24 protein-coding genes are annotated in these 22,856 nt (G+C 71.4%); 11 read left to right on the forward strand and 13 right to left on the reverse strand.

Translation table 11 applies throughout. The features are described from left to right. Nucleotides 1-96 precede the first annotated feature (96 nt). Genes rfaE2 through ABZW11_RS39915 form a run of 4 tightly spaced genes read left to right on the forward strand, consistent with a single transcriptional unit; the run spans nucleotide 97 to nucleotide 3,069 of the window. The gene (gene rfaE2, locus ABZW11_RS39900) at nucleotides 97-576 is read left to right on the forward strand and encodes a D-glycero-beta-D-manno-heptose 1-phosphate adenylyltransferase (protein WP_355429504.1); all 480 of its coding nucleotides are present in this window, start codon (nucleotides 97-99) and stop codon (nucleotides 574-576) included. Continuing rightward, nucleotides 573-1,247: an SDR family oxidoreductase gene (locus ABZW11_RS39905; protein WP_355429507.1), complete on the forward strand. Its 675-nt coding sequence runs from the start codon at nucleotides 573-575 to the stop codon at nucleotides 1,245-1,247. The genes rfaE2 and ABZW11_RS39905 overlap by 4 nt, the downstream gene beginning before the upstream one ends. Beyond that, nucleotides 1,238-2,110, forward strand: a complete 873-nt coding sequence (locus ABZW11_RS39910) for a glycosyltransferase family 9 protein (protein ID WP_355429510.1) — start codon at nucleotides 1,238-1,240, stop codon at nucleotides 2,108-2,110. The genes ABZW11_RS39905 and ABZW11_RS39910 overlap by 10 nt, the downstream gene beginning before the upstream one ends. Beyond that, nucleotides 2,107-3,069: a UDP-glucuronic acid decarboxylase family protein gene (locus ABZW11_RS39915; RefSeq protein ID WP_345385932.1), complete on the forward strand. Its 963-nt coding sequence runs from the start codon at nucleotides 2,107-2,109 to the stop codon at nucleotides 3,067-3,069. The genes ABZW11_RS39910 and ABZW11_RS39915 overlap by 4 nt, the downstream gene beginning before the upstream one ends. A gap of 113 nt (nucleotides 3,070-3,182) precedes the next feature. Here the strand turns inward: ABZW11_RS39915 and mshC are convergent, their stop codons facing one another. Genes mshC through ABZW11_RS39940 form a run of 5 tightly spaced genes read right to left on the reverse strand, consistent with a single transcriptional unit; the run spans nucleotide 3,183 to nucleotide 7,106 of the window. Further along, nucleotides 3,183-4,406, reverse strand: a complete 1,224-nt coding sequence (gene mshC / locus ABZW11_RS39920) for a cysteine--1-D-myo-inosityl 2-amino-2-deoxy-alpha-D-glucopyranoside ligase (RefSeq protein WP_355429514.1) — start codon at nucleotides 4,404-4,406, stop codon at nucleotides 3,183-3,185. Between the two features lie 10 nt (nucleotides 4,407-4,416). Beyond that, a complete protein-coding gene (locus tag ABZW11_RS39925; protein WP_355429517.1) occupies nucleotides 4,417-5,067 on the reverse strand; it encodes an NRDE family protein in 651 nt (216 codons plus the stop codon). 33 nt (nucleotides 5,068-5,100) lie between these two features. Then, complete coding sequence (locus ABZW11_RS39930) at nucleotides 5,101-5,865, reverse strand: SCO1664 family protein (RefSeq protein ID WP_355429520.1); 765 nt, start codon at nucleotides 5,863-5,865, stop codon at nucleotides 5,101-5,103. Continuing rightward, nucleotides 5,862-6,410 carry a DUF3090 domain-containing protein gene (locus ABZW11_RS39935; protein WP_355429523.1) on the reverse strand — a complete coding sequence of 183 codons (549 nt, stop codon included), beginning with the start codon at nucleotides 6,408-6,410 and terminating at the stop codon, nucleotides 5,862-5,864. Before ABZW11_RS39935 ends, ABZW11_RS39930 begins: the two co-directional genes overlap by 4 nt. A 9-nt stretch (nucleotides 6,411-6,419) precedes the next feature. Further along, a complete protein-coding gene (locus ABZW11_RS39940) occupies nucleotides 6,420-7,106 on the reverse strand; it encodes a histidine phosphatase family protein (RefSeq protein ID WP_355429526.1) in 687 nt (228 codons plus the stop codon). Between the two features lie 64 nt (nucleotides 7,107-7,170). Between ABZW11_RS39940 and ABZW11_RS39945 the strand changes: the two genes are divergently transcribed. Both ABZW11_RS39945 and ABZW11_RS39950 read left to right on the forward strand, forming a co-directional pair. Next, nucleotides 7,171-8,118 (forward strand): aldo/keto reductase, encoded by a 948-nt coding sequence (locus ABZW11_RS39945; RefSeq protein WP_355429529.1) that lies wholly within the window; start codon nucleotides 7,171-7,173, stop codon nucleotides 8,116-8,118. Between the two features lie 148 nt (nucleotides 8,119-8,266). Continuing rightward, nucleotides 8,267-9,106 (forward strand): hypothetical protein, encoded by an 840-nt coding sequence (locus tag ABZW11_RS39950; protein WP_355429532.1) that lies wholly within the window; start codon nucleotides 8,267-8,269, stop codon nucleotides 9,104-9,106. 98 nt (nucleotides 9,107-9,204) lie between these two features. On the opposite strand, the gene fabI is transcribed toward ABZW11_RS39950, so the two are convergent. Together fabI and ABZW11_RS39960 are read right to left on the reverse strand one after the other, a co-directional pair. Next, nucleotides 9,205-9,969: an enoyl-ACP reductase FabI gene (gene fabI, locus ABZW11_RS39955; protein ID WP_355429534.1), complete on the reverse strand. Its 765-nt coding sequence runs from the start codon at nucleotides 9,967-9,969 to the stop codon at nucleotides 9,205-9,207. A 1-nt stretch (nucleotide 9,970) separates the two neighbouring features. After that, nucleotides 9,971-10,666: a beta-ketoacyl-ACP reductase gene (locus tag ABZW11_RS39960; protein WP_355429537.1), complete on the reverse strand. Its 696-nt coding sequence runs from the start codon at nucleotides 10,664-10,666 to the stop codon at nucleotides 9,971-9,973. A gap of 77 nt (nucleotides 10,667-10,743) precedes the next feature. Between ABZW11_RS39960 and ABZW11_RS39965 the strand changes: the two genes are divergently transcribed. Together ABZW11_RS39965 and ABZW11_RS39970 are read left to right on the forward strand one after the other, a co-directional pair. After that, nucleotides 10,744-12,237, forward strand: a complete 1,494-nt coding sequence (locus ABZW11_RS39965; protein WP_355429540.1) for a TldD/PmbA family protein — start codon at nucleotides 10,744-10,746, stop codon at nucleotides 12,235-12,237. Beyond that, the gene (locus ABZW11_RS39970; RefSeq protein WP_355429543.1) at nucleotides 12,234-13,601 is read left to right on the forward strand and encodes a TldD/PmbA family protein; all 1,368 of its coding nucleotides are present in this window, start codon (nucleotides 12,234-12,236) and stop codon (nucleotides 13,599-13,601) included. Before ABZW11_RS39965 ends, ABZW11_RS39970 begins: the two co-directional genes overlap by 4 nt. Nucleotides 13,602-13,750: 149 nt before the next feature. Here the strand turns inward: ABZW11_RS39970 and ABZW11_RS39975 are convergent, their stop codons facing one another. After that, a complete protein-coding gene (locus ABZW11_RS39975) occupies nucleotides 13,751-13,963 on the reverse strand; it encodes a dodecin (RefSeq protein ID WP_344873910.1) in 213 nt (70 codons plus the stop codon). A gap of 98 nt (nucleotides 13,964-14,061) precedes the next feature. Here ABZW11_RS39975 and ABZW11_RS39980 point away from each other — a divergent pair, with 98 nt between their 5' ends. Then, complete coding sequence (locus ABZW11_RS39980; protein WP_355429547.1) at nucleotides 14,062-14,376, forward strand: DUF3099 domain-containing protein; 315 nt, start codon at nucleotides 14,062-14,064, stop codon at nucleotides 14,374-14,376. Between the two features lie 305 nt (nucleotides 14,377-14,681). On the opposite strand, the gene ABZW11_RS39985 is transcribed toward ABZW11_RS39980, so the two are convergent. From ABZW11_RS39985 to ABZW11_RS40005, 5 genes are all read right to left on the reverse strand, one after another. After that, on the reverse strand, nucleotides 14,682-15,572 hold the full coding sequence (locus tag ABZW11_RS39985; protein ID WP_355429550.1) for an NTP transferase domain-containing protein: 891 nt from the start codon (nucleotides 15,570-15,572) through the stop codon (nucleotides 14,682-14,684). Further along, nucleotides 15,565-16,554 carry a GTP 3',8-cyclase MoaA gene (gene moaA / locus ABZW11_RS39990; protein ID WP_355429552.1) on the reverse strand — a complete coding sequence of 330 codons (990 nt, stop codon included), beginning with the start codon at nucleotides 16,552-16,554 and terminating at the stop codon, nucleotides 15,565-15,567. The genes ABZW11_RS39985 and moaA overlap by 8 nt, the downstream gene beginning before the upstream one ends. A 195-nt stretch (nucleotides 16,555-16,749) precedes the next feature. Continuing rightward, nucleotides 16,750-17,253, reverse strand: a complete 504-nt coding sequence (locus ABZW11_RS39995) for a hypothetical protein (RefSeq protein WP_355429555.1) — start codon at nucleotides 17,251-17,253, stop codon at nucleotides 16,750-16,752. Nucleotides 17,254-17,398: 145 nt separating this feature from the next. After that, nucleotides 17,399-18,703 carry a hypothetical protein gene (locus ABZW11_RS40000; RefSeq protein ID WP_355429557.1) on the reverse strand — a complete coding sequence of 435 codons (1,305 nt, stop codon included), beginning with the start codon at nucleotides 18,701-18,703 and terminating at the stop codon, nucleotides 17,399-17,401. Nucleotides 18,704-18,773: 70 nt separating this feature from the next. Further along, on the reverse strand, nucleotides 18,774-20,609 hold the full coding sequence (locus tag ABZW11_RS40005) for an AMP-dependent synthetase/ligase (protein WP_355429560.1): 1,836 nt from the start codon (nucleotides 20,607-20,609) through the stop codon (nucleotides 18,774-18,776). A 145-nt stretch (nucleotides 20,610-20,754) separates the two neighbouring features. Between ABZW11_RS40005 and ABZW11_RS40010 the strand changes: the two genes are divergently transcribed. Beyond that, on the forward strand, nucleotides 20,755-22,236 hold the full coding sequence (locus ABZW11_RS40010) for an oligopeptide:H+ symporter (RefSeq protein ID WP_355429563.1): 1,482 nt from the start codon (nucleotides 20,755-20,757) through the stop codon (nucleotides 22,234-22,236). A gap of 11 nt (nucleotides 22,237-22,247) precedes the next feature. Continuing rightward, nucleotides 22,248-22,856, forward strand: a complete 609-nt coding sequence (locus ABZW11_RS40015) for a trimeric intracellular cation channel family protein (RefSeq protein ID WP_355429566.1) — start codon at nucleotides 22,248-22,250, stop codon at nucleotides 22,854-22,856.

Below are 22,856 nucleotides of genomic sequence, written 5' to 3' on the forward strand. Positions count from 1 at the left end.
GCATGCTCGAAGCCCTCCGCCAGGCCGCCGAACTGTCCCAGGCCCGTACCTCAAGACGCCGCCATCACCACGCCTGGGGAAGGACGAGCGGCCCCTGTGCAGGTGCAGGAGCAACGGCTCGGCGACCGTCCGCGCACCGCGCTGGAGGTGGCCGGGCTCACCCGCGCCCAGGGGGGCCGGCTGATCGCCACCGGCGGCTGCTTCGACCTGCTGCACGCGGGTCACGTGAGCCTGCTGCGGCGGGCCAGGGCGCTCGGCGACGCGCTCGTCGTCTGCGTCAACTCCGACGACTCGGTACGCCGGCTGAAGGGCCCCGCCAGGCCCATCGTGGATGTGCGCGACCGGGTGGAGGTGCTGCGGGCGCTGGGCTGCGTGGACGCCGTGCTGGTGTTCGACGAGGACACCCCGGCGGCGGCCATCGAGCGGCTGCGGCCCGACGTGTGGGTGAAGGGCGGCGACTACGAGGGGGAGACGCTGCCCGAGTCCGAGGTACTCGGCAGGCTCGGCGCGGAGATCGTCGTGCTGAGCACGCTGCCGGGGCGATCGACAACCAACCTGATCAGGGAGATCCAGTGAACATTTTGATCACCGGGGGCGCGTCCGGGCTCGGCCTGGCCACCGCCGAGGCGGTGGAGAAAGAGGGCTGGAAGGCGCTCGTCGTCGACGTACGCGCGCCGGACCAGCGCTTCGAGCACGTGACGGCGGATCTCGCCGACCGGGGCGAGGCCGAGCGCGCGGTACGCGAGCTGGCCGAGCGGGCCGGCGGCCTCGACGGCGTCGTCACCGCCGCGGGCATCGACGCCTGCGGCCGGCTGGAGGACGTGCCGGCCGACGACTGGGAGCGGGTCATCAAGGTCAACCTGCTGGGCACCGCCTCCGTCGTACGGGCGGCGCTGCCGTACCTCAAGCACACCCGCGGCAAGGTCGTCACCTGCGCGTCCACGCTGGGGCTGCGTCCGCTCAGCGACGCGTCGGCGTACTCGGCGTCGAAGTTCGGCGTCGTCGGCTTCACCCGGGGGCTCGCGATCGAGCTGCGCGGTGAGGTGGGGGTGACCCTGCTGATCCCGGGCGGCATGCGGACGAGCTTCTTCGACGGCCGTCCCGAGCAGTACAAGCCGGGGCCCGAGGCCGGGCTGAACGACCCTGCCGACGTGGCCCAGGCCATCGTGTTCGCGCTGCGGCAGCCGGCCGGATGCGAGGTGAGAGAGCTGGTCGTCTGCCCGTCCACGGAGACGTCATGGCCCTAGAGCTGCTGGCCCTGCGCGGGCTCGGCCTGGGCGACCTGCTCACGGCCGTGCCCGCGCTGCGGGCGCTGCGCCAGGCCTTCCCTGGGCATCGCATCACGCTGGCGGCCCCGCGGGCGCTGGAGGCACTGCTGCCGCTGGTCGGCGCCGTGGACGACCAGGTGGACGTCGCGGGGCCCGGGCCCGTGCCGTTCGAGCGGCCCGACGTGGCGGTCAACCTGCACGGCAAGGGGCCGCAGAGCATCGAGGCGCTGCAGCGCACCGAGCCGGGGCGGCTGATCAGCTTCGGCACCGGGCCCGCCTGGCAGGACGGCGTGCACGAGGTGCGGCGCTGGTGCGGGCTGCTGGAGTGGCACGGCATCCCGGCCGATCCGGCTGACCTGACGCTCGGCATCTCCGACCGTACGGGTCCCGCGATCGTGCACCCGGGCGCCGCCTACCCGGCGCGGCGCTGGCCGCCCGAGCGGTTCGCCGAGGTGGCGGCCGCGCTGGACGACGTGGTGGTCACGGGCAACGCGGCCGAAGTGCCGATCGCGGCCCGGGTCGCCGAGCTGGCGGGGCTGCCGCCTGAGCGCATGCTGGCCGGGCGTACCCGGCTGGCCGATCTGATCGACCTGGTCAGCCGGTCGCGGCTGGTGGTGTGCGGGGACACGGGGGTGGCGCACCTCGCGACGGCGTTCTGCGTGCCGTCGGTGGTGCTGTTCGGGCCGGTCTCGCCGATGTTGTGGGGCCCGCCGCCCGGCTGGCGGCACGTCGCCCTGTGGACGGGACACCACGGCGACCCGCACGGCGAGCGGCCGGACCCCGGCCTGCTCGAAATCGAGGTGTCGGAAGTCGTGGAGGCTGCCATGGAGGTCACGTCATGAGGGCGCTGGTCACGGGGGGCGCGGGTTTTCTCGGCTCGTACTTGTGCGAGCGGCTGCTGGACGAGGGCGCGGACGTCATCTGCATGGACAGTTTCCTGACCGGCGGGCCGCGCAACGTCGAGCACCTGCTGGAACGACCGGAGTTCCGGCTCATCGAGTGCGACCTGACCGGATACGTGCACGTGCCCGACCGGCTGGACCTCGTCCTGCACTTCGCCTCGGCCGCCTCGCCGGCCGACTACCTGCGCTACCCCATCGAGACCCTGCGGGTCGGCAGCGTCGGCACGCTGCACGCGCTGGGCCTGGCCAGGGAAAAGGGCTCCAGGTTCGTGCTCGCCTCCACCAGCGAGGTGTACGGCGACCCGCTGGAGCACCCGCAGAAGGAGACGTACTGGGGGAACGTGAACCCGGTGGGGCCGCGCAGCGTGTACGACGAGGCCAAGCGCTTCGCCGAGTCGCTGACCACCGCCTACCGCCAGTCACGCGGCACGAACACCGGCATCGTGCGCATCTTCAACACCTACGGGCCCCGCATGCGGCCGTTCGACGGGCGGGCGATCCCGACGTTCATCCGCCAGGCGCTGACCGGCGAGCCCATCACGATCACCGGCGACGGCAGGCAGACCCGCTCCATCTGCTACGTCGAGGACACCGTCTCGGGCATCCTCGCCATGGCGGCCGGCGACTTCGCCGGGCCCGTCAACATCGGCAACCCCGACGAGCTGACCATGCTGGAGCTGGCCACCCTGGTCAAGAAGCTGACCGGGTCGTCGTCGGAGATCCGCTTCATCGACAAGCCGGCCGACGACCCGAAGGTCAGGCGGCCCGACACGACGCTGGCGGCCGAGCTGCTGGGGTGGCGGGCGCGGGTGCCGGCCGAGGAGGGGCTGCGCAGGACGATCGAGTGGTTCGCGGCGGAGCTGGCCGCGATCGAGCAGCTCGAAGGCGTCCAGGTGTGACGCCACCCGCCCGGCCGCTCACGGGGGGCGGCCGGGCGGGTGGCCCTGGTGGTGCGTCAGGTGCTGCGGGGCGGGTCAGGTGCTGCGGGGTGAGTCAGGTGTTGCGGGGTGAGTCAGAGCGCGACGCCGAGCAGGGCGTCGGTGAGGTCCTTGACCAGGGCGGGGGCGGCGGGGTCGGAGCCGGGGGCGGCCAGGGCGGCGCCGGCCCAGGCGTCGATCGCGGCCAGCGCGCCGGGGGCGTCGAGGTCGTCGGCCAGCCGCCCGCGGACCGTGGCCAGCAGGTCGCCGGCGGGCGGGCCTGAGGGCAGCGCGACCGCCGAGCGCCAGCGGGCCAGCCGCGCCTCGGCCGCCTCGAGCTGGTCCGGGGTGTACTCCCAGTCGGAGCGGTAGTGGTGGGCCAGCAGCACGAGCCTGATCGCCATCGGATCGTGCCGCTCGCGCAGCTTGGAGACGAAGACGAGGTTGCCCTTCGACTTCGACATCTTCTCGCCGTCGAGCCCCACCATCCCGGCGTGGGTGTAGAACTTGGCGAACGGCCACTCGCCGGTCGCCGCGTGCCCCTCGGAGGCGCCGCACTCGTGGTGCGGGAAGATCAGGTCGGACCCGCCGCCGGCGACGTCGTAGCCGGCTCCCAGGTTGTCGAGGGCGATCGCGGTGCACTCGATGTGCCAGCCGGGCCTGCCGCGGCCGAGCGGTGTGTCCCAGGCGGGCTCGCCTGGGCGCTCGGCCCGCCACATCAGCCAGTCGAGCGGGTTGCGCTTGCCCGCGCGCTCCGGGTCGCCGCCGCGCTCGGCGAACAGGGCCAGCATCTCCTGCTCGTCGTAGCCGGACACCTGGCCGAACTTGGGGGCGTCGGCCACGCTGAAGTAGACGTCGCCGTCGAGGTCGTAGGTGACGCCCTTGGCCGCCAGCCGGGTGATGAGATCGGCGACCCGGCCGACGACCTCGGTGACGCCGACGTACTCGCGGGGCGGCATGATGCGCAGCGCCTCCATGTCGCCGCGGAACAGCTCGATCTCCCGCTCGGCCAGCTCCTGCCAGTCGACGCCGGTCTGCTCGGCCCGCTCCAGCAGCGGATCGTCCACGTCGGTGGCGTTCTGGGTGTAGTGGACCTCGTGGCCCGCGTCGCGCCACAGGCGGCCGACGAGGTCGAAGGCGAGGTAGGTGTTGGCGTGGCCGAGGTGGGTGGCGTCGTAGGGGGTGATGCCGCAGACGTACATCCTGGCCGTCGGCCCGGGATCGGTCTGCCGCACCTGCTTGGCCGACGTGTCGTAGAGACTCAGCGGAATGCTCTCACCTGGGAGCTTTGGAACGTTCTGGGCAGACCACGATCTCATGCCTTTGAGCCTATCTGTCCTGATCGACGGTCAGGTCGGTGAAGTCGTACGTCACACTCTCCCGCGCGATGGAGACCCGCATCACCGACAAGGAGGCGAAGACGCGGCCGTCCGGCAGCTCGTGCCTGATGATGAGCGCGCCGCGGTCGTCGGACGGCTCCTCCGCGGTCAGCTCGCTCCAGTCGCCGGCGGCGCGGAAGCGCGGCAGGTAGGCGGCCACCCGCTCGCTCTCGGGGTCGAGGCCGGAGTTGACGACCATGCTGGTGCCCGCGGGCAGCGGGGAGGTGGTGAGCCGCTCGCCGTTCCAGCTGAACAGCAGGACCCGGTCGAGGCCGGCCAGCACGAGGTGGAAGGGGTCGTAGCGGCCGAGGTCGCCGGTGGGCGGCTCACCGGTGTACGCCGCCCGCAGCGCCAGGTCGCCCCGCGAGACCTTCGTGGTCTCGTCGGCGGCCCTGCCGTGCCCGTTGAGCAGGGCGGCGGCGCGGCGGGCCGCCGGGTTGACGGCCAGCCAGGTGCCGCCGGCCTTGAGGTCGCGCCCGCCGATCACGCCGGGGTAGTCGGGCCAGTGCTCGCCAGGACCCTCCCACGGCCGGTCGGCGAACTCGTCCCTCACGCCCATGAGCGTCAGCTCCCGGCCGGTCCTCACGATCAGCGTGCACATGGGGCAAAGGCTAGTAAACCCGCCCGGATCACCCTAGATCGGGGGCCAGGGAATGGCCGGCCAGCCCTCCGACGGGTAGGGGTGCACGCCGGTGTCGAGCAGCCGGCGCACCCGCTGCCAGGTGGCCTCGACCTCGGCCAGCGTCAGCAGCTCGCGCAGCTTGCGGCCGAGGTCGCCGGACTCGATGTCGCGCTCCAGCTTGGCCAGCACCGCCACCGCCTCGCGGGCCAGCGGCTTGCCCCGCCACTGCCACAGGACCGTGCGGAGTTTGTCCTCGACGGAGAAGCACACCCCGTGGTCGACCCCGTAGACGTGGCCTGTGGGCAGCGGCAGCAGGTGGCCGCCCTTGCGGTCGGCGTTGTTGACCACCGCGTCGAAGACCGCCATCCGGCGTACGACCGGGTTGCGGCTCTTGACCAGGCGCATGAGGTCGATCTCGCGCTCGGTGTCGATCCACAGCTGGCACATGCCGGGGCCGAAGGGCCCGTCGCGGTAGACCGTGGGCGGCACGACGCGCCAGCCGGTGGCCTGGGAGACCTCGAAGGCGGCGACCTCGCGGGCGGCGAGGGTGCCGTCGGGGAAGTCCCACAGGGGGCGCTCGCCGCGTACGGGCTTGTAGACGCAGGCCGCCGAGCGCGAGCCCAGCTTGACCGAGCAGTAGAGCGTCATGTTGGTCGCCTCGACCAGCCGCCCCGCGACCTCCAGCGTGCCGTCGCGCAGCAACGTGAGGGCCTCCTCGTCATGCACGGGCGGCGGTGGGGCGGGCTTGACGGCCGGTTCGCTCTCGGGAGCGGTCATGAAGCCGCCTCACCCCCGCGGTAGCCGTTGAGACGGACGCAGACGTGCCCCGTGGCGTCGAGCGGCTGGCCGCACAGCGGGCACGGGGGCCGGCCCGCCGCGACGATCTGGAGCGCCCGCTGGGTGAAGGCCCGCGCGGCCCCGGCGCTGATGCGCACGCGCAGCACCGCGGGGTCGGGACTGTCGAGATCGTCTTCGTCGATGACCTCCTGCGCTTCTATCACCACCTGTGACTTCTCCGCATCCCAGGTCAGCGCCATGGTGCCGACGCGGAAGTCCTCCGCGACCGGCGTGTCGAGAGGAGCGTCGTCGGCCAGGTCGGCGGGGGCCAGCGCGGGCACCTGGGCGGTGCCGCCGCTGAGTCTCAGCACCTCGTCGAGCAGCTCGTCGAGCCTGCCCGCGAGCGCCGCCACCTGCAGTTTCTCCAGCGCCACCGTGGTCAGTCTGCCCTCGGCCCTGGCCTGCAGGAAGAAGACCCGCGCGCCCGGCCGCCCCAGGGCACCGGCGACGAACCTCTCCGGTGGGTCGTAGTCGAAGACCGGCATAGCCTGACCTTACGTGGTTCCGGGTCCGCCGCCGACGGCGGCATCGCTCCCGGTGATGTTTTCTCCCCCGTCTTTCTCCTCCGAATCCTCGGGAAGCTTCAATTCCCCCATATCGTTAATCCTGTGGACAAAGGGACGCAAGGGGGCATAGCGAATGACTGTGAGAGCGGCCGGATCAGCTGTTATCCGCTGAAAATGATCGAGATGGAGCCCCAGAGCGTCGGCCACGATCGCCTTGATCACATCGCCGTGGCTGCACACGAGGTAGACCGCCTTCTCCCCCAGGCGCCGATTCCACTCCCTGACCGCCGCGACCGCGCGATGCTGCATCTCCGCCAGCGACTCACCGCCGGGGAACGTCACCGCGCTCGGATGCGCCTGCACGACCGGCCACAGCGGCTCCTTGGCCAGCTCCTTCAGCGGCCTGCCGGTCCAGTCGCCGTAGCCGCACTCGATGAAGCGCTCGTCGGCGATCACCTCCAGCTCGCGTCCTTCGGCGACCGCTTGTGCCGTTTCCCGGCAACGTTCGAGCGGGCTGGAGACAATGGCGTCGAGCCTGACGCCCGCGACGCGCCCGGCGAGCGCGGTGGCCTGCGCCCTGCCCGCCTCGCTCAGATGCACCCCAGGGGTACGGCCGGCCAGCACCGGCCCGGTGAGGTCCGTCAGCCCGTGCCGGACCAGAAGCAACGTGGTCATCCCGCAAGTGTCGCAGGCGTCGATCACGACGTTTCATCGGCCTGAACGGTAACCTGGCGGGATCATGGAGCAGCGCTATGTCGGCCACAGCGGCCTGTCGGTGTCCCGGCTGGGGCTCGGCACGATGACCTGGGGGCGTGACACCGACGCGGACGAGGCCGCGGCCCAGCTCCGCACGTTCCTCGACGCGGGCGGCAACCTGGTCGACACCGCCGACGTCTACACGGGCGGCGACGCCGAGCGGCTGCTCGGCCGCATGCTACGCGACTCCGTGCCGCGCTCGGAGCTGGTCATCTCCACCAAGGCCGTGGTCACGCCCGCCGGCCGCCGCCCGCGCGACGCCTCCAGGCGGCACCTCATCGCCGCCGTCGACGACTCGCTCAACCGCCTCGGGCTCGACTACGTCGACCTGTGGCAGCTGCACACCTATGACGAGGAGGTGCCGCTGGAGGAGACCCTCGCCGCGCTCGACGCGATCGTCTCCTCCGGCCGCGCCGTCTACGCCGGCGTCTGCGACTACGCCGGCTGGCAGCTCGCCGCCGCCGCCGTCACCCAGAAGACGGTCCCCGGCCGCATCCCGATCACCGCGGCCCAGACCGAGTACTCGCTGCTGGCCCGTGAGCCCGAGCGCGAGCTGCTGCCCGCCGCCGCCCACCTCGGCGTCGGCGTGCTGGCCTGGTCACCGCTCGGGCGCGGAGTGCTGACCGGCAAATACCGCACCGGCATCCCCGCCGACTCTCGGGCCGCGACGCCCCACTTCGCCGACTTCGTCCGCCCCTATCTGGACGAGCGCAGCCGCCGGGTCGTCGAGTCCGTCATGACCGCGGCCGACGGCCTCGGCGTGTCGCCGCTGGCCGTGGCCCTGTCATGGGTGCGCGACCAGCCGGGCGTCGCCTCCGCCATCGTCGGCGCCCGTACGCACGCGCAGCTCAAAGGCGTCCTGCCCGCCGAGGACGTCGTGCTGCCGATAGAGATCCGAGAGGCCCTCGATGACGTGTCGTCACTCGACTGAGGCGGCCGCCCGCCACCGCCGCACTGAACGAGAGGCGCCCTCGCGTATCACTAGTCGATACCGAATCGCAACTTCAGCCACGAAAAGCCTGCGTCTTCCGGCCGATGTCCAGCAAGATTCCTTCCGGAAGCGACGCAGGAGGGGACGGATGGGGACCAGAACCGCGATCTCGGTCGGAGTACTCGCGGTGGCGCTGGTGGCCGTCCCGGTGGGGGCTCCCGCCGCATCGGCCACCGCCCAGGACTGCACGCGCGACGGGGGCCTGCTCTCGGGGGTGACCAACACCCTGTGCGACGTCGTCCAGGCCGTCACCGGCACGGTCGACACGCTGACCGGCGGCACCACCAGCAAGGTGACCGAGGGGCTCGACAAGACCACCGACGAGGTGCTCGGGCGGGTCGGCGAGGTGCTGCCGACCGGGCGCGCCAAGTCCGCCCCCGACGAGGAGGACGAGCGGCCCGCCACCACGCCCAGGCCGGCCCGGGAGCCCGAGCGCGACGAGGAGTGCCCGTCCGTGCTGTCGTGCACCGATCAGAGCACCGTCGACCGGCTCACGCCCCGGCCCTCCGCCTCACCGCCGGCCACCCGCACCAAGCGGCCCAGCGAGGGCCTCATCTCCGCCACCGCCACCTCGCTCCCCCAGCCGGTGCCGGCCAGGCCGCAGACGACCCGGCCCGAGCGGCAGGAGACCGGCGTCCATCGGGCGGCGCCGAAGAAGAAGACCGCGCACGCCGAGGAGCCGCGGGTCGACCTGCTGTGGCCCAACCCGTTCCAGCACGAGCTGGCCGTGCCGATGCAGGACCAGCGCGTCGTACGGCCCAGCCCGCCGGCCTCCGACGTGATCGGCACCGTGCTGACCATCGCGCTGCTCGGCTCCGCGGTGCTGGCGACCCGGATCGTCCAGCAGCGGCGGCACGGCAACGAGCCGGCCGAGTCGATCCCCTTCGAGCCCGCCCGCACCGGCAACGGCCGCCACCGCCTGGCCTGAGCAGGGCCCGAGCAGGGCCCGAGCAGAGCCCGGGGAGGGCCCGTCCGGACAGCACGAGACCCCCGGCCCAGGAGCCGGGGGTCTCATGAAGGAAAGGGTCAGCCGCCGATGGCGTGGACGCCGCCGTCGACGTGGACGATCTCGCCCGTCGTGGCGGGGAACCAGTCGGACAGCAGCGCCACGCACGCGCGGGCGGTGGGCAGCGTGTCGGCGAGGTCCCAGCCCAGCGGCGCCTTCGCGGGCCAGCTGTCCTCGAACTCCTGGAAGCCGGGGATCGACCTGGCCGCCATCGTCCGCAGCGGACCGGCCGCGACCAGGTTGACGCGGATGTCGTGCTTGCCGAGGTCGCGGGCGAGGTAGCGGTTGCAGGACTCGAGCCCGGCCTTGGCGACGCCCATCCAGTCGTAGACCGGCCACGCCTTGGAGGCGTCGAAGTCGAGGCCGACGACCGCGCCGCCCTCCTTCATCAGGGGCAGGCAGGCCACCGCGAGCGACTTGTACGAGTATGTCGAGACCTGCAGCGCGGTCGCGACGTCCTCCCACGGGGTGTTGAGGAAGTTGCCGCCGAGTGCGCTCTGCGGTGCGAAGCCGATGGAGTGGACGACGCCGTCGAGCCTGTCGACGTGCTCGCCCACGCGGTCGGCGAGGGTGGCGAGGTGTTCGATGTTCTGGACGTCGAGCTCCAGCACCGGCGCGGGCTCGGGCAGCCGCTTGGCGATGCGCTCGACGAGGCTGAGCCGGCCGAAGCCGGTCAGCACGACCGTCGCGCCCTCCTCCTGGGCCAGCTTGGCCACCGCGTAGCCGATGGAGGAGTCGGTCAGCACCCCGCTGACGAGGATCCGCTTGCCGTCGAGAATGCCCATGTCAGTGCCCCATTCCGAGTCCGCCGTCGACGGGGATCACGGCCCCGGTGATGTAGGAGGCGTCGTCGCTGGTCAGGAAGCGCACGACGCGCGCGATCTCCTCGGGCGCGGCCTGCCGCCCGAGCGGGATGTTGGAGACGATGGCCTCGTGGTCGAGCTCGGCGGTCATGTCGGTGTTGACGAAGCCGGGCGAGACGACGTTGACGGTGATGTTGCGCGAGCCGTATTCGCGGGCCAGCGAGCGGGCGAACCCGACCAGGCCCGCTTTGGAGGCGGCGTAGTTGGCCTGGCCTGCCTGGCCGCTGAGGCCGACGACGGAGGAGATGAGGACGATCCGGCCGCGCTTGAGCCGCATCATGGGCCTGATGGCCCGCTTGGCCACGCGGTAGGCGCCGGTGAGGTTGGCGTCGATGACCTCGGTGAAGGTCTCCTCCTTCATCATCGCCAGCAGGGTGTCCTTGGTGATGCCGGCGTTGGAGACCAGCACCTCGACCGGGCCGTGCTCGGCCTCGACCTTGTCGAAGGCGGCCTCGACGTCGGCGGTGCTGGTGACGTCGCAGCGCACGCCGAACAGGCCCTCGGGCGGCTCACCCGATCGATAGGTGACCGCGACGGCGTCGCCTGCCGCGGCGAGTTCACGGGCGATCGCGAGGCCTATGCCGCGATTGCCCCCGGTGACGAGTACAGAGCGTGCCATGACACCTGACGCTATCCCCTACCGGCGGGTATCCGCTTGTCCGGGTGGCACAAGATCACAGGGTTAGGATCGTGGACATGCGCCAGATCGATCCCGACTTCCTGGAGCTGCCGTTGCGGCAGCTCGCGGACGCCGCTCTGCAACGCGCTCGCGACCTCGGCGCCGAGCACGCCGACTTCCGGCTCGAACGCGTCAGGGCCGAGTCGCTCAACCTCTACGACGCCCGGCTCGAAGGTGCCATGGACGCCGACGACCTGGGCTACGCGGTGCGCGTGGTCAAGGGCGGCACCTGGGGGTTCGCCTCCGGCATCCACCTGACGCCCGAGGCCGCCGCCGTGGTGGCCGAGCAGGCGGTGCGCGTGGCGGAGGTGAGCGCCCCGATCAACAGGGAGCCCATCGAGCTGGCGTCCGAGCCGGTGCACTCCGGCGCGGTGTGGGTGTCCGACTATGAGATCGACCCGTTCGAGGTGGCCTCGTCCGACAAGGTGAGCCTGCTGGCCGACTGGTCGGCCGGGCTGCTCAAGGGCGCCGACCACGTCTCGGCGCGGCTGCTGCAGGTCAAGGAGCAGAAGTTCTACGCCGACACCGCCGGCACCTCGACCACCCAGCAGCGGGTGCGGATCTACCCCCGGTTCAACGCCATGAAGGCGGCGGACGGCGGCTTCGACGACATGTCCACGATCGCGCCGCCGGTGGGCCGCGGCTACGAATACCTGACCGGCTCCCATTGGGACTGGCAGGGCGAGCTGGCCAGGCTGCCCGAGCTGCTGGCCGAGAAGCTGGCCGCGCCGTCCGTCGAGGCCGGCGAATACGACCTGGTCATCGACCCGTCCAATCTGTGGCTGACGATCCACGAGTCGATCGGCCACGCCACCGAGCTCGACCGGGCGCTCGGCTACGAGGCCGCCTACGCCGGCACCAGCTTCGCCACGTTCGACCAGCTCGGCGAGCTGGTCTACGGCTCGCCCGTGATGAATTTGACCGGCGACCGCACCGTCGCCCACGGCCTGTCCACGGTCGGCTACGACGACGAGGGCGTGCAGGCGCAGAGCTTCGACATCATCAAGGACGGCGTCCTGGTCGGTTACCAGCTCGACCGGCGCATGGCGCTGATGAAGGGGCTCGGGCGCTCCAACGGCTGCGCGTTCGCCGACTCGCCCGGCCACATGCCGATCCAGCGCATGGCGAACGTCTCGCTAGCGCCCGCTCCCGGCGGGCCGTCGACCGGCGAGCTGATCGCGGGCGTCGAGCGGGGCATCTACCTCGTCGGCGACAAGAGCTGGTCGATCGACATGCAGCGCTACAACTTCCAGTTCACGGCCCAGCGGGCCTACCGCATCACCGGCGGCCGGCTGGACGGGCAGGTCAGGGACTTCGCCTACCAGGCCACGACCACCGACTTCTGGCAGTCGATGGAGGCGGTCGGCGGGCCGGAGACCTACGTGCTCGGCGGCGCGTTCAACTGCGGAAAGGGCCAGCCCGGGCAGGTCGCGCCGGTCAGCCACGGGTGCCCGTCGGCGCTGTTCCGCGGCGTACGAATCCTCAACACGGTGCAGGAGGGCGGGAAGTGACGCCTCAGGAGATGGTGGAGAGGGCGCTGGAGCTCTCCCGCAACGACGGCTGCGTGGTGCTGGTCGACGAGGGCTCCACCGCCAACCTGCGCTTCGCGGGCAACACGCTGACCACCAACGGCGTCGCCCGCTCGTCCCGGCTGACGGTCATCTCGATCTCCGGTCAGCAGGTCGGCGTGGTGTCGCGGGCGGCCGTACGCGACGAGCAGCTGCCCGACGTGGTGGCGGCGGCCGACGCGGCGGCGCGCGAGGCGCAGCCGGCCGAGGACGCCAGGCCGCTGGTCGAGGCCGGTCCCGCCGCGCCGCACTGGGGTGAGGAGGTGCGGCCGACCGACATCGAGGTGTTCGGGCGGTTCACCCCCGCCCTCGGTGAGGCGTTCGCGGCGGCGGAGGCGGGCGGCAGGCGCCTGTACGGGTTCGCCGAGCACTCGGTGACCTCCACGTTCCTCGGCACGTCCGCCGGGGTGCGGCTGCGCCACGACCAGCCGACCGGGCGGCTGGAGGTCAACGCCAAGTCCGCCGATCTCAAGCGGTCGGCGTGGACGGGCGTGTCCACCGAGGACTTCACCGACGTCGACGTCTCCGCGCTCGGCTCGGCGCTGGCGCAGCGGCTCGAATGGGCGAAGAACCGCGTCGACCTGCCCGCGGGCCGTTACGAGACGCTGCTGCCGCCGAGCGCGGTGGCCGACCTGATGATCTACATGTTCTGGTCGTCGGGGGCGCGTGACGCGCTCGACGGGCGCACGGTGTTCTCCAAGCCGGGCGGCGGCACCCGCGTCGGTGAGCGGCTCGCCAGGCTGCCCGTCACGCTGACGAGCGACCCCGCGGCGCCCGGCATCGCGTGCGCGCCGTTCGTGACGGCCCACCGTTCCAGCCGGGAGAGCTCGGTGTTCGACAACGGGCTGCCGCTGTCGCGTACCGACTGGATCAAGGACGGGCGGCTGGAGGCGCTGCTGCAGACCCGCCACTCGGCCGGGCTGAGCGGGCTGCCGGTGACGCCCTCCATCGACAACCTGATCATGGCCGGGCCCGGCGACGCCTCGATCGACGACATGATCGCCTCGACGCGGCGCGGGCTCCTGGTCACCTGCCTGTGGTACATCCGCGAGGTCGATCCCCAGACGCTGCTCCTGACCGGGCTGACCCGCGACGGGGTCTACCTGGTCGAGCACGGGGAGGTCGTGGGCGAGGTCAACAACTTCCGCTTCAACGAGAGCCCCGTCGACCTGCTCGGCCGGATGACCGAAGTGGGTGCAGGCCAGCGGACGCTGCCCCGGGAGTGGAACGACTACTTCCAGCGGACGATCATGCCGGCGGTACGCGTGCCCGACTTCAACATGTCCACGGTCAGCCAGGCGAGCTGACCCTACGGCGGCCCGGGTCCTCCTCTCGCTGAAGCGGACCCAGGCCGCCGTATTCTCTTCTCACGCGGCCCGCTGGGCCGCTTCACGGGCGTTGCGGAGCCCTTCCGTGGCCTGGACGGTCTCCGGGGTTCGCGCGGCCTCGTGCGGGCTCAGGCGTCCTCGAGGCGGAAGCCGACCTTCATGCCGACCTGGAAGTGGGCGACCTCCCCCGCGTCGAGGTGCCCTCTGATCTCCGTCACCTCGAACCAGTCGAGGTGCCGCAGTGTCTCGGAGGCCCGCCTGAGGCCGTTGCGGATGGCCTGGTCGACGCTCTCCCCCGAGGTGCCGACGATCTCGGTGACGCGGTACGTGCGATCCGTCATCTCCACATCCTCCTTACTAGAAGGCCATGGTCGCATGACCCCCGCTCCCCGCCGGGGCGCGGTAGTGAGCTCGGCATGGCGGGACTACCGTGGAAGGTATGAAGGGGTGGCGCAGGAAACCGGAAGTCCACCAGGTCACCGACGCCAAGCCGTCGCTGTCGGCCGACATACACAAGCGCGAGATCAGCTACCTGATCAAGATGGGGATCCGCACGATCTGCCTGATCCTGGCGGTCGTGGTGCCGGTGCCGTGGCCGTACCGGCTGCTGTTCATCGCCGGCGCGGTCTTTTTGCCATACATAGCGGTAATCGGGGCCAATGAGAGGGGGAACCCCGGCCCGCCGCCTACCTTTCAGTCCCCGGAGGCTAACCAAACCGAGATACCGCTGCATCGACGCGAGATCGGGTCGTGACTAAGTCTTGACGCATCCCATGGGTTGTAGGTGTACGCTTTAGCCAAGCGCTCCGGTCCCCCGTCGGAGTGCTGGTGCCGGCGTTCCGGGCCCCCGTCGGAACGCCGATGAAGCGACGCCGGGTGGTTTGCCCCCGTAACCACCCGGCGTCGCCCTTTTCCCGGCCAGTGTTGGATCAACGCGCGCCATCGCCCCGAGTTCGATAGGGCGGCTTTCCCGAAATCGTTTACACTCGCCCCCTCCCCGTTATTCACAGGAAATCTTCAGGGAAGGGACGAGCTTGACTTCAAGAGTTCGTTCGAGTGTCAGTCGTCGGTCAGGGTCTCCTCGGTAGCGCGGCTCCAGTTCTTCGCCAATGTGGTCAATCTGGCCACAGCGTCCTCGGGAGCCGTGCCGGCGCCCTGGGCGAGCCCCAGCAGGTACGCCGTGAGCGGCGCGGCGGGCCTCGCCACCCCGTGGGCGACCTCCTTGGTGAGGTCGAGGATCTGGTCGCGGTCCACTCGGGCCGGGTCGACGCCGAGCTCCTTGCAGGCCAGGATGGTCCATTCGTGCAGCACGTTCATGCGAGCCTCCTCCAGGTCGTCCATTGTGTCGCAGTCGAACCAGGGGCGCCCCGGCAAGGTGAGCCGGACGCGTACGAGGGGGGCGAGCAGGCCCCTGAGTGAGCGGCCGTCGTAGGCGGCGAGCCCGGCCTTCAGCTCGTCCGCCGGCCACGCGCCGGCCAGCCACTGCTCCCGCCCGCCGTCGTCCAGGAGTACGGCGCCGCCGCCCGCCTCGCGGGCGGCCCTAAGGAGCGCGGCGACGTGGCCCGCCCCCATGAACGGCAGGTCACCCGCCAGCACCGTCACCCAGCCGGACGTCACGTGCGGCAGCGCGGCGGCGAGCGCGGGCACGGGCCCGCTCCCCGGCGGCTCCTCGCGGACGTAGACCACACCGGGCACGGGCCGCCGCTCAGGGCCCGCGACGACGATGGCGCCGGCGCCGGAGACGGCCGCGATGACGTGCTCGACGAGCGGCCTGCCGCCCACGGTGAGCGCCGGTTTGTCCGCTCCGCCGAGCCGCCTGGCCCGCCCTCCGGCCAGGATCACCGCGTCGAACCCGGCGTCGGACCCGGCGTCGGACCCGGCGTCGGACCCGGCGTCGGACCCCGCGTCGGACCCCGCGCCGGGGGGCGACGGGGCAGGGCCGTCAGCCACCGATGGCGGACATGGGGCGGGCCGGCTGGAGGAAGGCGGGGTCGTCGATGCCGTGGCCGGCGCGCTTGCGTGCCACGGCGGCCAGCCAGCGCTCGGCCAGCTCGTCGTCGGAGGCCCCCGCGCGCATCGCGGTCTTGAGGTCGGACTCCTCGGTGGCGAACAGGCAGTTGCGCACCTGGCCGTCGGCGGTGAGCCTGACCCGGTCGCAGGCGCCGCAGAACGGCCGCGTCACCGAGCCGATCACGCCGACCCTGTCGGGGCCGCCGTCCACGAGGAACCGCTCGGCCGGGGCGCTGCCGCGCTCTTCGAGGTCGTCGGGGGTGAGGTCGAACGCGTCGGACAGCAGCCGCAGGATCTCGTCGGCGGTCACCATGTCGGCGCGGCTCCAGCCGTGCTGGGCGTCGAGCGGCATCTGCTCGATGAAACGCAGCTCGTAGCCCTGGCCGAGGGCCCAGCGCAGCAGCGGCACCGCCTCGTGGTCGTTGATGCCGCGCATCAGCACGGCGTTGATCTTGACGGGGCGCAGCCCGGCGGCGTCGGCGGCGGCCAGCCCCGCGATGACGTCGGCGTGCCTGTCGCGGTGGGCGAGCCGCTTGAACGTGCCGGGGTCGAGCGTGTCGAGCGAGACGTTGACCCGGTCGAGGCCGGCGGCGGCCAGCGGCTCGGCGAGGCGGGCCAGCCCGATGCCGTTGCTGGTCAGCGAGACCTGCGGGCGGGGGCTGAGCGCGGTGGTGCGGGCGACGATGTCGACGAGTTCGCGGCGCAGGAGGGGCTCGCCGCCGGTGTAGCGGACCTCGGTGATGCCGAGGCGTTCGACGCCGATGGTGACCAGGCGGACGATCTCGTCGGCGGTGAGGAGCTCGGGCTTCGGGAGCCAGTCGAGGCCCTCAGGCGGCATGCAGTAGGTGCAGCGCAGGTTGCATTTGTCGGTGAGGGACACCCTCAGATCCGTCGCCACCCGTCCGAACGAGTCTCGCAACACGGGGCGTCACCTCCTGTTCGTGTGCCCGGATCGCCAGCCTACGTCGGCCTTACGCCGGGCCGGAAATCCTCTGGTTCGTGCCTCAATAACACATTGTTCCCTAGATCGATTCCAAGCTCACGTCCAAGGTTGCGGGGGTTCGCCCGGGGATGGCGAACGCCCGGCCGGTGCGGCCGGGCGTTCGCCGGGATGTGACTAGCGGTGGTGGTGGCGGCCGATGACCTTCACCCAGTCCTTGCCCTCGGACGGAGCCAGGTGCCTGCTGCCCTCGAACACCGCGCGCCAGGTGCCCGAAGAACGGGCCGGGACCTTCAGCGCGAAGTGACCGTCGCCGCGCGTGCGCACGGTGTCGACGTGCTCCCAGCGGCCGCTGCCGGCCGGCTGGAAGAGGATGACGACCCGCTTCCAGGCCAGGCGGTGCCAGGTCTCCTGCTTTTTGCAACGGTCGGAGTGGATCACCGACACGAAGCCCTTGATGTAGTCCTCCTCGCACTGGACCGAGAGCTTGCCCCCGATGTGCAGGGGACGGCCCCGGAACGCGGGCTCGGGGTTCACGTCGAGCTGGAGGCTGGTGTGGCCGCCCGCGACATCCGGGTCGAGGCCCGGGTCCGCGAGCGCGGGCGTGGCGGCGGAGGTCGCCACCACCGTCGCGCCCATGGCAGCAGCCGCCAGGCCGGCGGCAAGACGTCGCATCTTCAAGACAACATTCCTTCCCCGTTTGCGAGACGGCCCCCGAATCGGGGCACATCACCGCCAATAGACGCGCTTGGGGAAGAAAAAGTTGCAGTAAATCCGATCACGAATCGGCAACGACGCGTTTGCGCACGTCCATTGCCGGGACGGGCTACTGTGCGATTTGGTGCACTTTTGAATTGTCTGGTGCGTAATGTCCAGTTCCGGTGTAGCGGACGCGCCAATAACCGTCGGTATGTCCCTGCAGCGTCTGGACGAACGCGCCGGACGCGTCCGTCGTCGCCTGGCCCGCCTTCTCCCAGGCCGAGGTGGCGTCGGGACGCCAGAGGATCTCCAGGCGCTGCTTGGCGAACGGCCCGTAGTCGGTCAGGCCGCGCGGATCGACCCTGGTGAGCGAGCCGCGCAGGCGCACGCCGTCGCCGCGGGCCGACTTCTCCGCCCGTACGGACGACAGCCTGCTCTCCCGCCTGAGCTCGAACGAGGCGTACTGGACGGCCGTCTTCCCGTCCTTGCCCTTGGCCGTGGCGGTGATCGTCCAGGTGCCGGCCGGGTAGTAGCGGTTCAGGCGCTTGTCCGGCAGGAAGCGCCACGTCTCCCAGCCGTCGGCCATCCGGGCGGGCGGCACCGGGATGCGGCGCCACACCAGCCGGGGCGGGATCACCTCGCCGGTCTGGGGCTGGACGCCGACCTTGGGCGCCGTCACCCCGACCTGGACCGGCTGCGGGTTCATGACGTGCTGCTGGGACGCGGGCTGCTGGGCGGGCTGCCGGCCGGGCTGCTGGGCGGGCTGCTGGGCGGACTGCTGGGCGGGCTGCTGCACGCCGGCCTGCGCGGTCACGGGCGTCCGGGTGGCGCGGGCCGAGGTGATCGCGTGCTGCTGGGCGGGCTGCCGGCCGGGCGCGAGGGCGGGAGGAGCCTTCACCGGTACCTGGGCGTTGGCCTGGGCACCGGACTGAGTGCCGGACTGAGTCCCGGCCTGAGTCCCGGCCTGCGCGTCGGACTGCGCGGTGCTCTGGGCGTCGGACTGGGTTGCGCCCTGAGCCGCATCCTGGGTTTCCTCCTGCGCCTCCTGCCGAGGCGGCCGCTGCGCCGCCTCCCCGGGCGCGTCCTGGTCCGGGGTCCGGGTGTCGCCGGGTGGTGTGACCGGGGCGCCGGTCTGGGCGGGAGGCGGGTTCCGGGGCGCGGTGACGGGTGGGGTGGCGGGACGTGGCTGCGGGGCGCCGGCCGGTGGGGCGCCGGGTTCGACCTTGACGGTGACGCCGTCCTTACCCCGCACCCCTCTGGCGATCACCTCGATCACCAGCCGGACGGAGCCGTGCGCCCCGACCACCGGTTGCGCGGGTCGTACGGTGATGGCACGGATGGCGGGCTCGGTCGCGGCGGAGGCAGCCGGTGCGGGCACCGTGAGCGACCCCGCCGCGAGCGAGACGAGAAGAAGGCTTCGGCTTGTGGTCATGATCGAGACGGTAGGAACCGGCCGGTAATGGGCACAGCCACAACACACGCCCCGAATGGCAAAGCCGGGATCAACCTGAATAGAGCCCTTCGATGATGTCGGCGTACTTCGAGTGGATGATCCGCCTCTTCAGTTTGAGGCTCGGGGTGAGCTCCTCGGTCTCGGCCGTCCATTCCACGCCGAGCAGCGCCCATTTCTTCACCTGCTGCACGCGGGCCAGTTTCTCGTTGGCCGCGCGTACCGCCTCCTCCACCTCTTTGAGCACTTCGGGGTGCTCGGCCAGTTCGGCGAGCGAGCCGAAGGTGATGCCGCGCGACTGCGCCCAGCCCGGCGAGGTCTCGGCGTCGAGCGTGAGGATGGCGACGGTGTGCGGGCGCCGGTCGCCGTAGGCGAGCGCCTGGCCGATGAGGAGGTGCTGCTTGAGGTGGTTCTCGATCTCGGCGGGTGAGATGTTCTCGCCGCCGGCGGTGATGATCAGCTCTTTCTTGCGGTCGACGACGCGGTAAAAGCCGTCCTCGTCCACGGCGCCGATGTCGCCGGTGTGCAGCCAGCCGTCGGCGTCGATGAACCCGGCGGTGGCCTCGGGCCTGTTGAGGTAGCCGGCGGTGTTGAGCGGGCTGCGGGTGAGGATCTCGCCGTCCTCGGCGATGCGGACCTCGACGCCGGGCTCGGCCATGCCGACGCTGCCGAGGCGGTAGCAGGCGGGGCTGTTGCCGGTGAAAGCGCCGGTGGTCTCGGTCATGCCGTACACGTCGATGACCTTGAGGCCGAGTCCGGCGTAGAAGTGGCGTACCTCGTCGGCTAAGGGGGCGGCGCCGGTGGCGGTCCACTCGGCGCGGTCGAAGCCGATCAGGCCGCGGATGACGGACAGCAGGGACGCGTCGGCCTTCTCGTACGCGGCCTGGATCTCGGGCGTCATCGTGCGGCCGTACTGGCCGGCCTCGACGTAGGCGGCCCCGGCGGCCATGGCGGCGCGTACGGCGGCCTGCTGCTCCTCGGGCTGGGTGGCGAGCACGGCCTGCAGCCTGGCCATCATCTTCTCCCACACGCGCGGCACGCCGAAGAACATCATCGGCCTGACCTGCCCGAGTGTGGTGCCGAGGTTGGCGAGGTCGGTGCAGAAGTGCACGTGGGAGACCTTCACCAGCGGCAGGTAGAGGCTGAGTATGCGCTCGGCGATGTGGGCGTAGGTGAGGTAGGAGATCTGGGTGCCGCGCTCGGGCAGCGAGGTCATCCGGTCGGTGGCGGCGACCTCGTAGAAGATGTTGGTGTGGGTGAGCGGCACGCCCTTGGGGGTGCCGGTGGTGCCCGATGTGTAGAGCACGGTGGCGACGTCCTCGGGGGTGACCGCGCGCCAGCGGGCCTCGACGGCGCCGGGGTCGGCGGCCAGGCGTTCGCGGCCGAGGCCGAGGAAGGCGTCCCAGGTCATGAAGCGGTCCCCGGCGGGGGCGCCGTCCAGCATGATGATCTTGCGCAGGCCGTCGAGGCGGTCGAGCACGGGCTCCCAGCGAGCCAGCTCGGCGGGGCCGCCGAGCACGGCGTAGCGGGCGCCGACGTCGCCGGCCACGAACGCGATCTGGTCGGGCGCGAACGTCGAGTAGATCGTGCAGCCCACCCCGCCGGCGTGCACGGCGCCGAGGTCGGCCAGCACGTGCTCGCTGCGGTTGACCATCATGAGCGCCACCGGCTCCCCCGGCCGCAGGCCGAGCGCGGCGAAGCCGGCGGCGATCTCCAGCACCCGCGTGCGGGCCTCGGCGTAGGTGAGCGTGCGCCAGCCGTCCCCTTCCGGGTCGGAGTAGGCGGGCGCGTCGTCATGCTGCTCGGCAGCCTTCGCGAGCTGCTCGCAGACGGTACGGCCGGCGATCTCCCGCAGGATCTCGGCCCGGACGTCAAGGACTTCGGCCATGGCACCCGCCTCCTGTCAGTAACCACTTATGCGAGTGGCATGCATCGCACCACAGCGCGCGGGCACCGGCAAGAGCTTGCGGAGAAAGATCCCTGTCGTTCACGTACAGTGATCAAAAGAATGCGCATGGTGTCGGGGGGCGCGCGTGAGTAACGGTGGCGGCAGGACGTTCTTCGGGCATCCGTGGGGGCTGGCCACGCTGTTCTGCACCGAGATGTGGGAGCGGTTCTCCTGGTACGGCCTGCGCGCGATCCTGGCCACGTTCATGGCCGCATCGCCCGCCCACCAGGGGCTGGGCCTGTCGCAGGAGACGGCGCAGGCGGTCGTCGGGGTCTACGGCGCGCTCATCTACCTGGTGGCGCTGCCCGGCGGCTGGGTCGCCGACCGCATCCTGGGGGCGCGCAGGTCGGTGTTCTGGGGCGGGTTCGTCATCATGCTGGGGCACATCAGCATGGCGATCCCGGTGACGACGTCGTTCTTCGTCTGGCTGGGCCTGCTGCTCATCATCACGGGCACCGGCCTGCTCAAGCCGAACATCTCGGTCATGGTGGGCCGGCTCTATCCCGAGGGCGACGACGGACGCAGGGACTCCGGCTTCTCGCTGTTCTACCTCGGCATCAACCTGGGCGCGTTCTTCGCCCCGATCGTCGTGGGCTGGCTGGCCGCGGGCGACCGCTGGCATCTCGGGTTCGGCGCGGCGGCGGTCGGCATGGCGCTCGGCCTGGTGCAGTACGTGTGGGGCGGCAAGAGCCTGCGCGGCGTCGGCGAGCGGCCCGGCCTGCGCCTGACCCGGCGCGAGCGGCGCCGCTTCACCGGCATCGCGCTCGCCGCCGTGGCGCTCGTCGCGGTCGCGCTGGGCGTGTGGGCGGCGGCGGGGACGCTGACGGTCGACCGGCTCACGGTGGTGATCACCGTGCTCATCCTGATCGTGCCGATCGTCTACTTCGCCTACATCCTGCTCGGCAGTCACAACCTGACCGAGGACGAGCGGATCAGGATGAAGGCCTACATCTGGCTGTTCGTGGCGGCCGCGGTGTTCTGGATGATCTACGACCTGGCGCCCAGCAAGCTGCTGTTCTTCGCCGCCGACCACACCGACCTGTCGCTGTTCGGGCTGCCGATCCAGGCGGCCACCACGCAGTCGTTCAACCCGCTGTTCATCATGATCTTCGTGCCGGTGTTCGCGGCGCTGTGGCTGAAGCTGGGCACGCGGGTGAGCACGCCGCAGAAGTTCGCGTTCGCGCTGGTCATGGTGGGGCTGAGCTTCGTGGTCATGGCCCTGGCCGCCGCGCTGGCGGGCGCCGGCAGGGTGTCGGTGTGGTGGCTGGTGCTGGTCTATCTGGTGCAGGTGTTCGGCGAGCTGTCGCTGAGCCCGGTCGGGCTGTCGGTGACGACGAAGCTGGCGCCCGAGGCGTTCAAGGGGCAGATGCTGGGCGTGTGGTTCATCGCGACGTCGGTGGGCGACGCGGTCGGCGGGCAGACCGGGCGCCTCGGCCGGGTGCTGTCGGATCCGGCCTATTACCTGGTGCTGGCGGCGATGGCGATCGTGGCGGGGGCGGCGCTGTTCATGTTCACGAAGAAGCTGCGGGTGATGATGGCCGAGCACCACGATCCGGCCATGCGGTAGACATTCCCAACGTGTCCGAACTTCTCGACCTGGCCGGAATCTTCGTCTTCGCGCTGTCGGGCGCGCTCATGGGCGTGCGCAAACGTCTCGACGTGGTCGGCATGGCGGTGCTGGCGGAGATCACCGCGCTGGGCGGCGGCCTCGTCCGCGACCTGATACTCAACGTGCGTCCCGCCGCCTTCCAGAGCCTCGGCTACGTGCTGGTGCCGCTGGCCGCCACGGTGATCGTCTTCTTCTGGCATCCGCACGTCGCCAGGGTGATGCCGGCCATCCTGGTGCTGGACGCGGCCGGGCTCGGGCTGTTCTGCGCGGTCGGCACGGCCAAGGCCATGGAGTACGGGCTCAGCCCGCTGCACGCCTCACTGCTCGGCGTCACCTCGGCGGTCGGCGGCGGCATGCTGCGCGACGTGCTGGCCGGGGAGATCCCGACCCTGCTGTACGACCGCCAGCTCTACGCCGTGCCGGCCCTGGTGGGGTCCGCGGCGATGGCGGGGCTGGCGTCGTACGGGCTGCACGGCTGGCCGGCCACGCTGGCGGCGGCGGTGCTGGCGTTCGGCCTGCGGATCGCCGCGATGCGGCGTAACTGGCGGGCCCCGCTGGCCAGGGGCGTCGGCGAGTGA

The sequence above is a fragment of the Nonomuraea sp. NPDC004580 genome, from assembly GCF_040609855.1.
Taxonomy (GTDB): domain Bacteria; phylum Actinomycetota; class Actinomycetes; order Streptosporangiales; family Streptosporangiaceae; genus Nonomuraea; species Nonomuraea salmonea.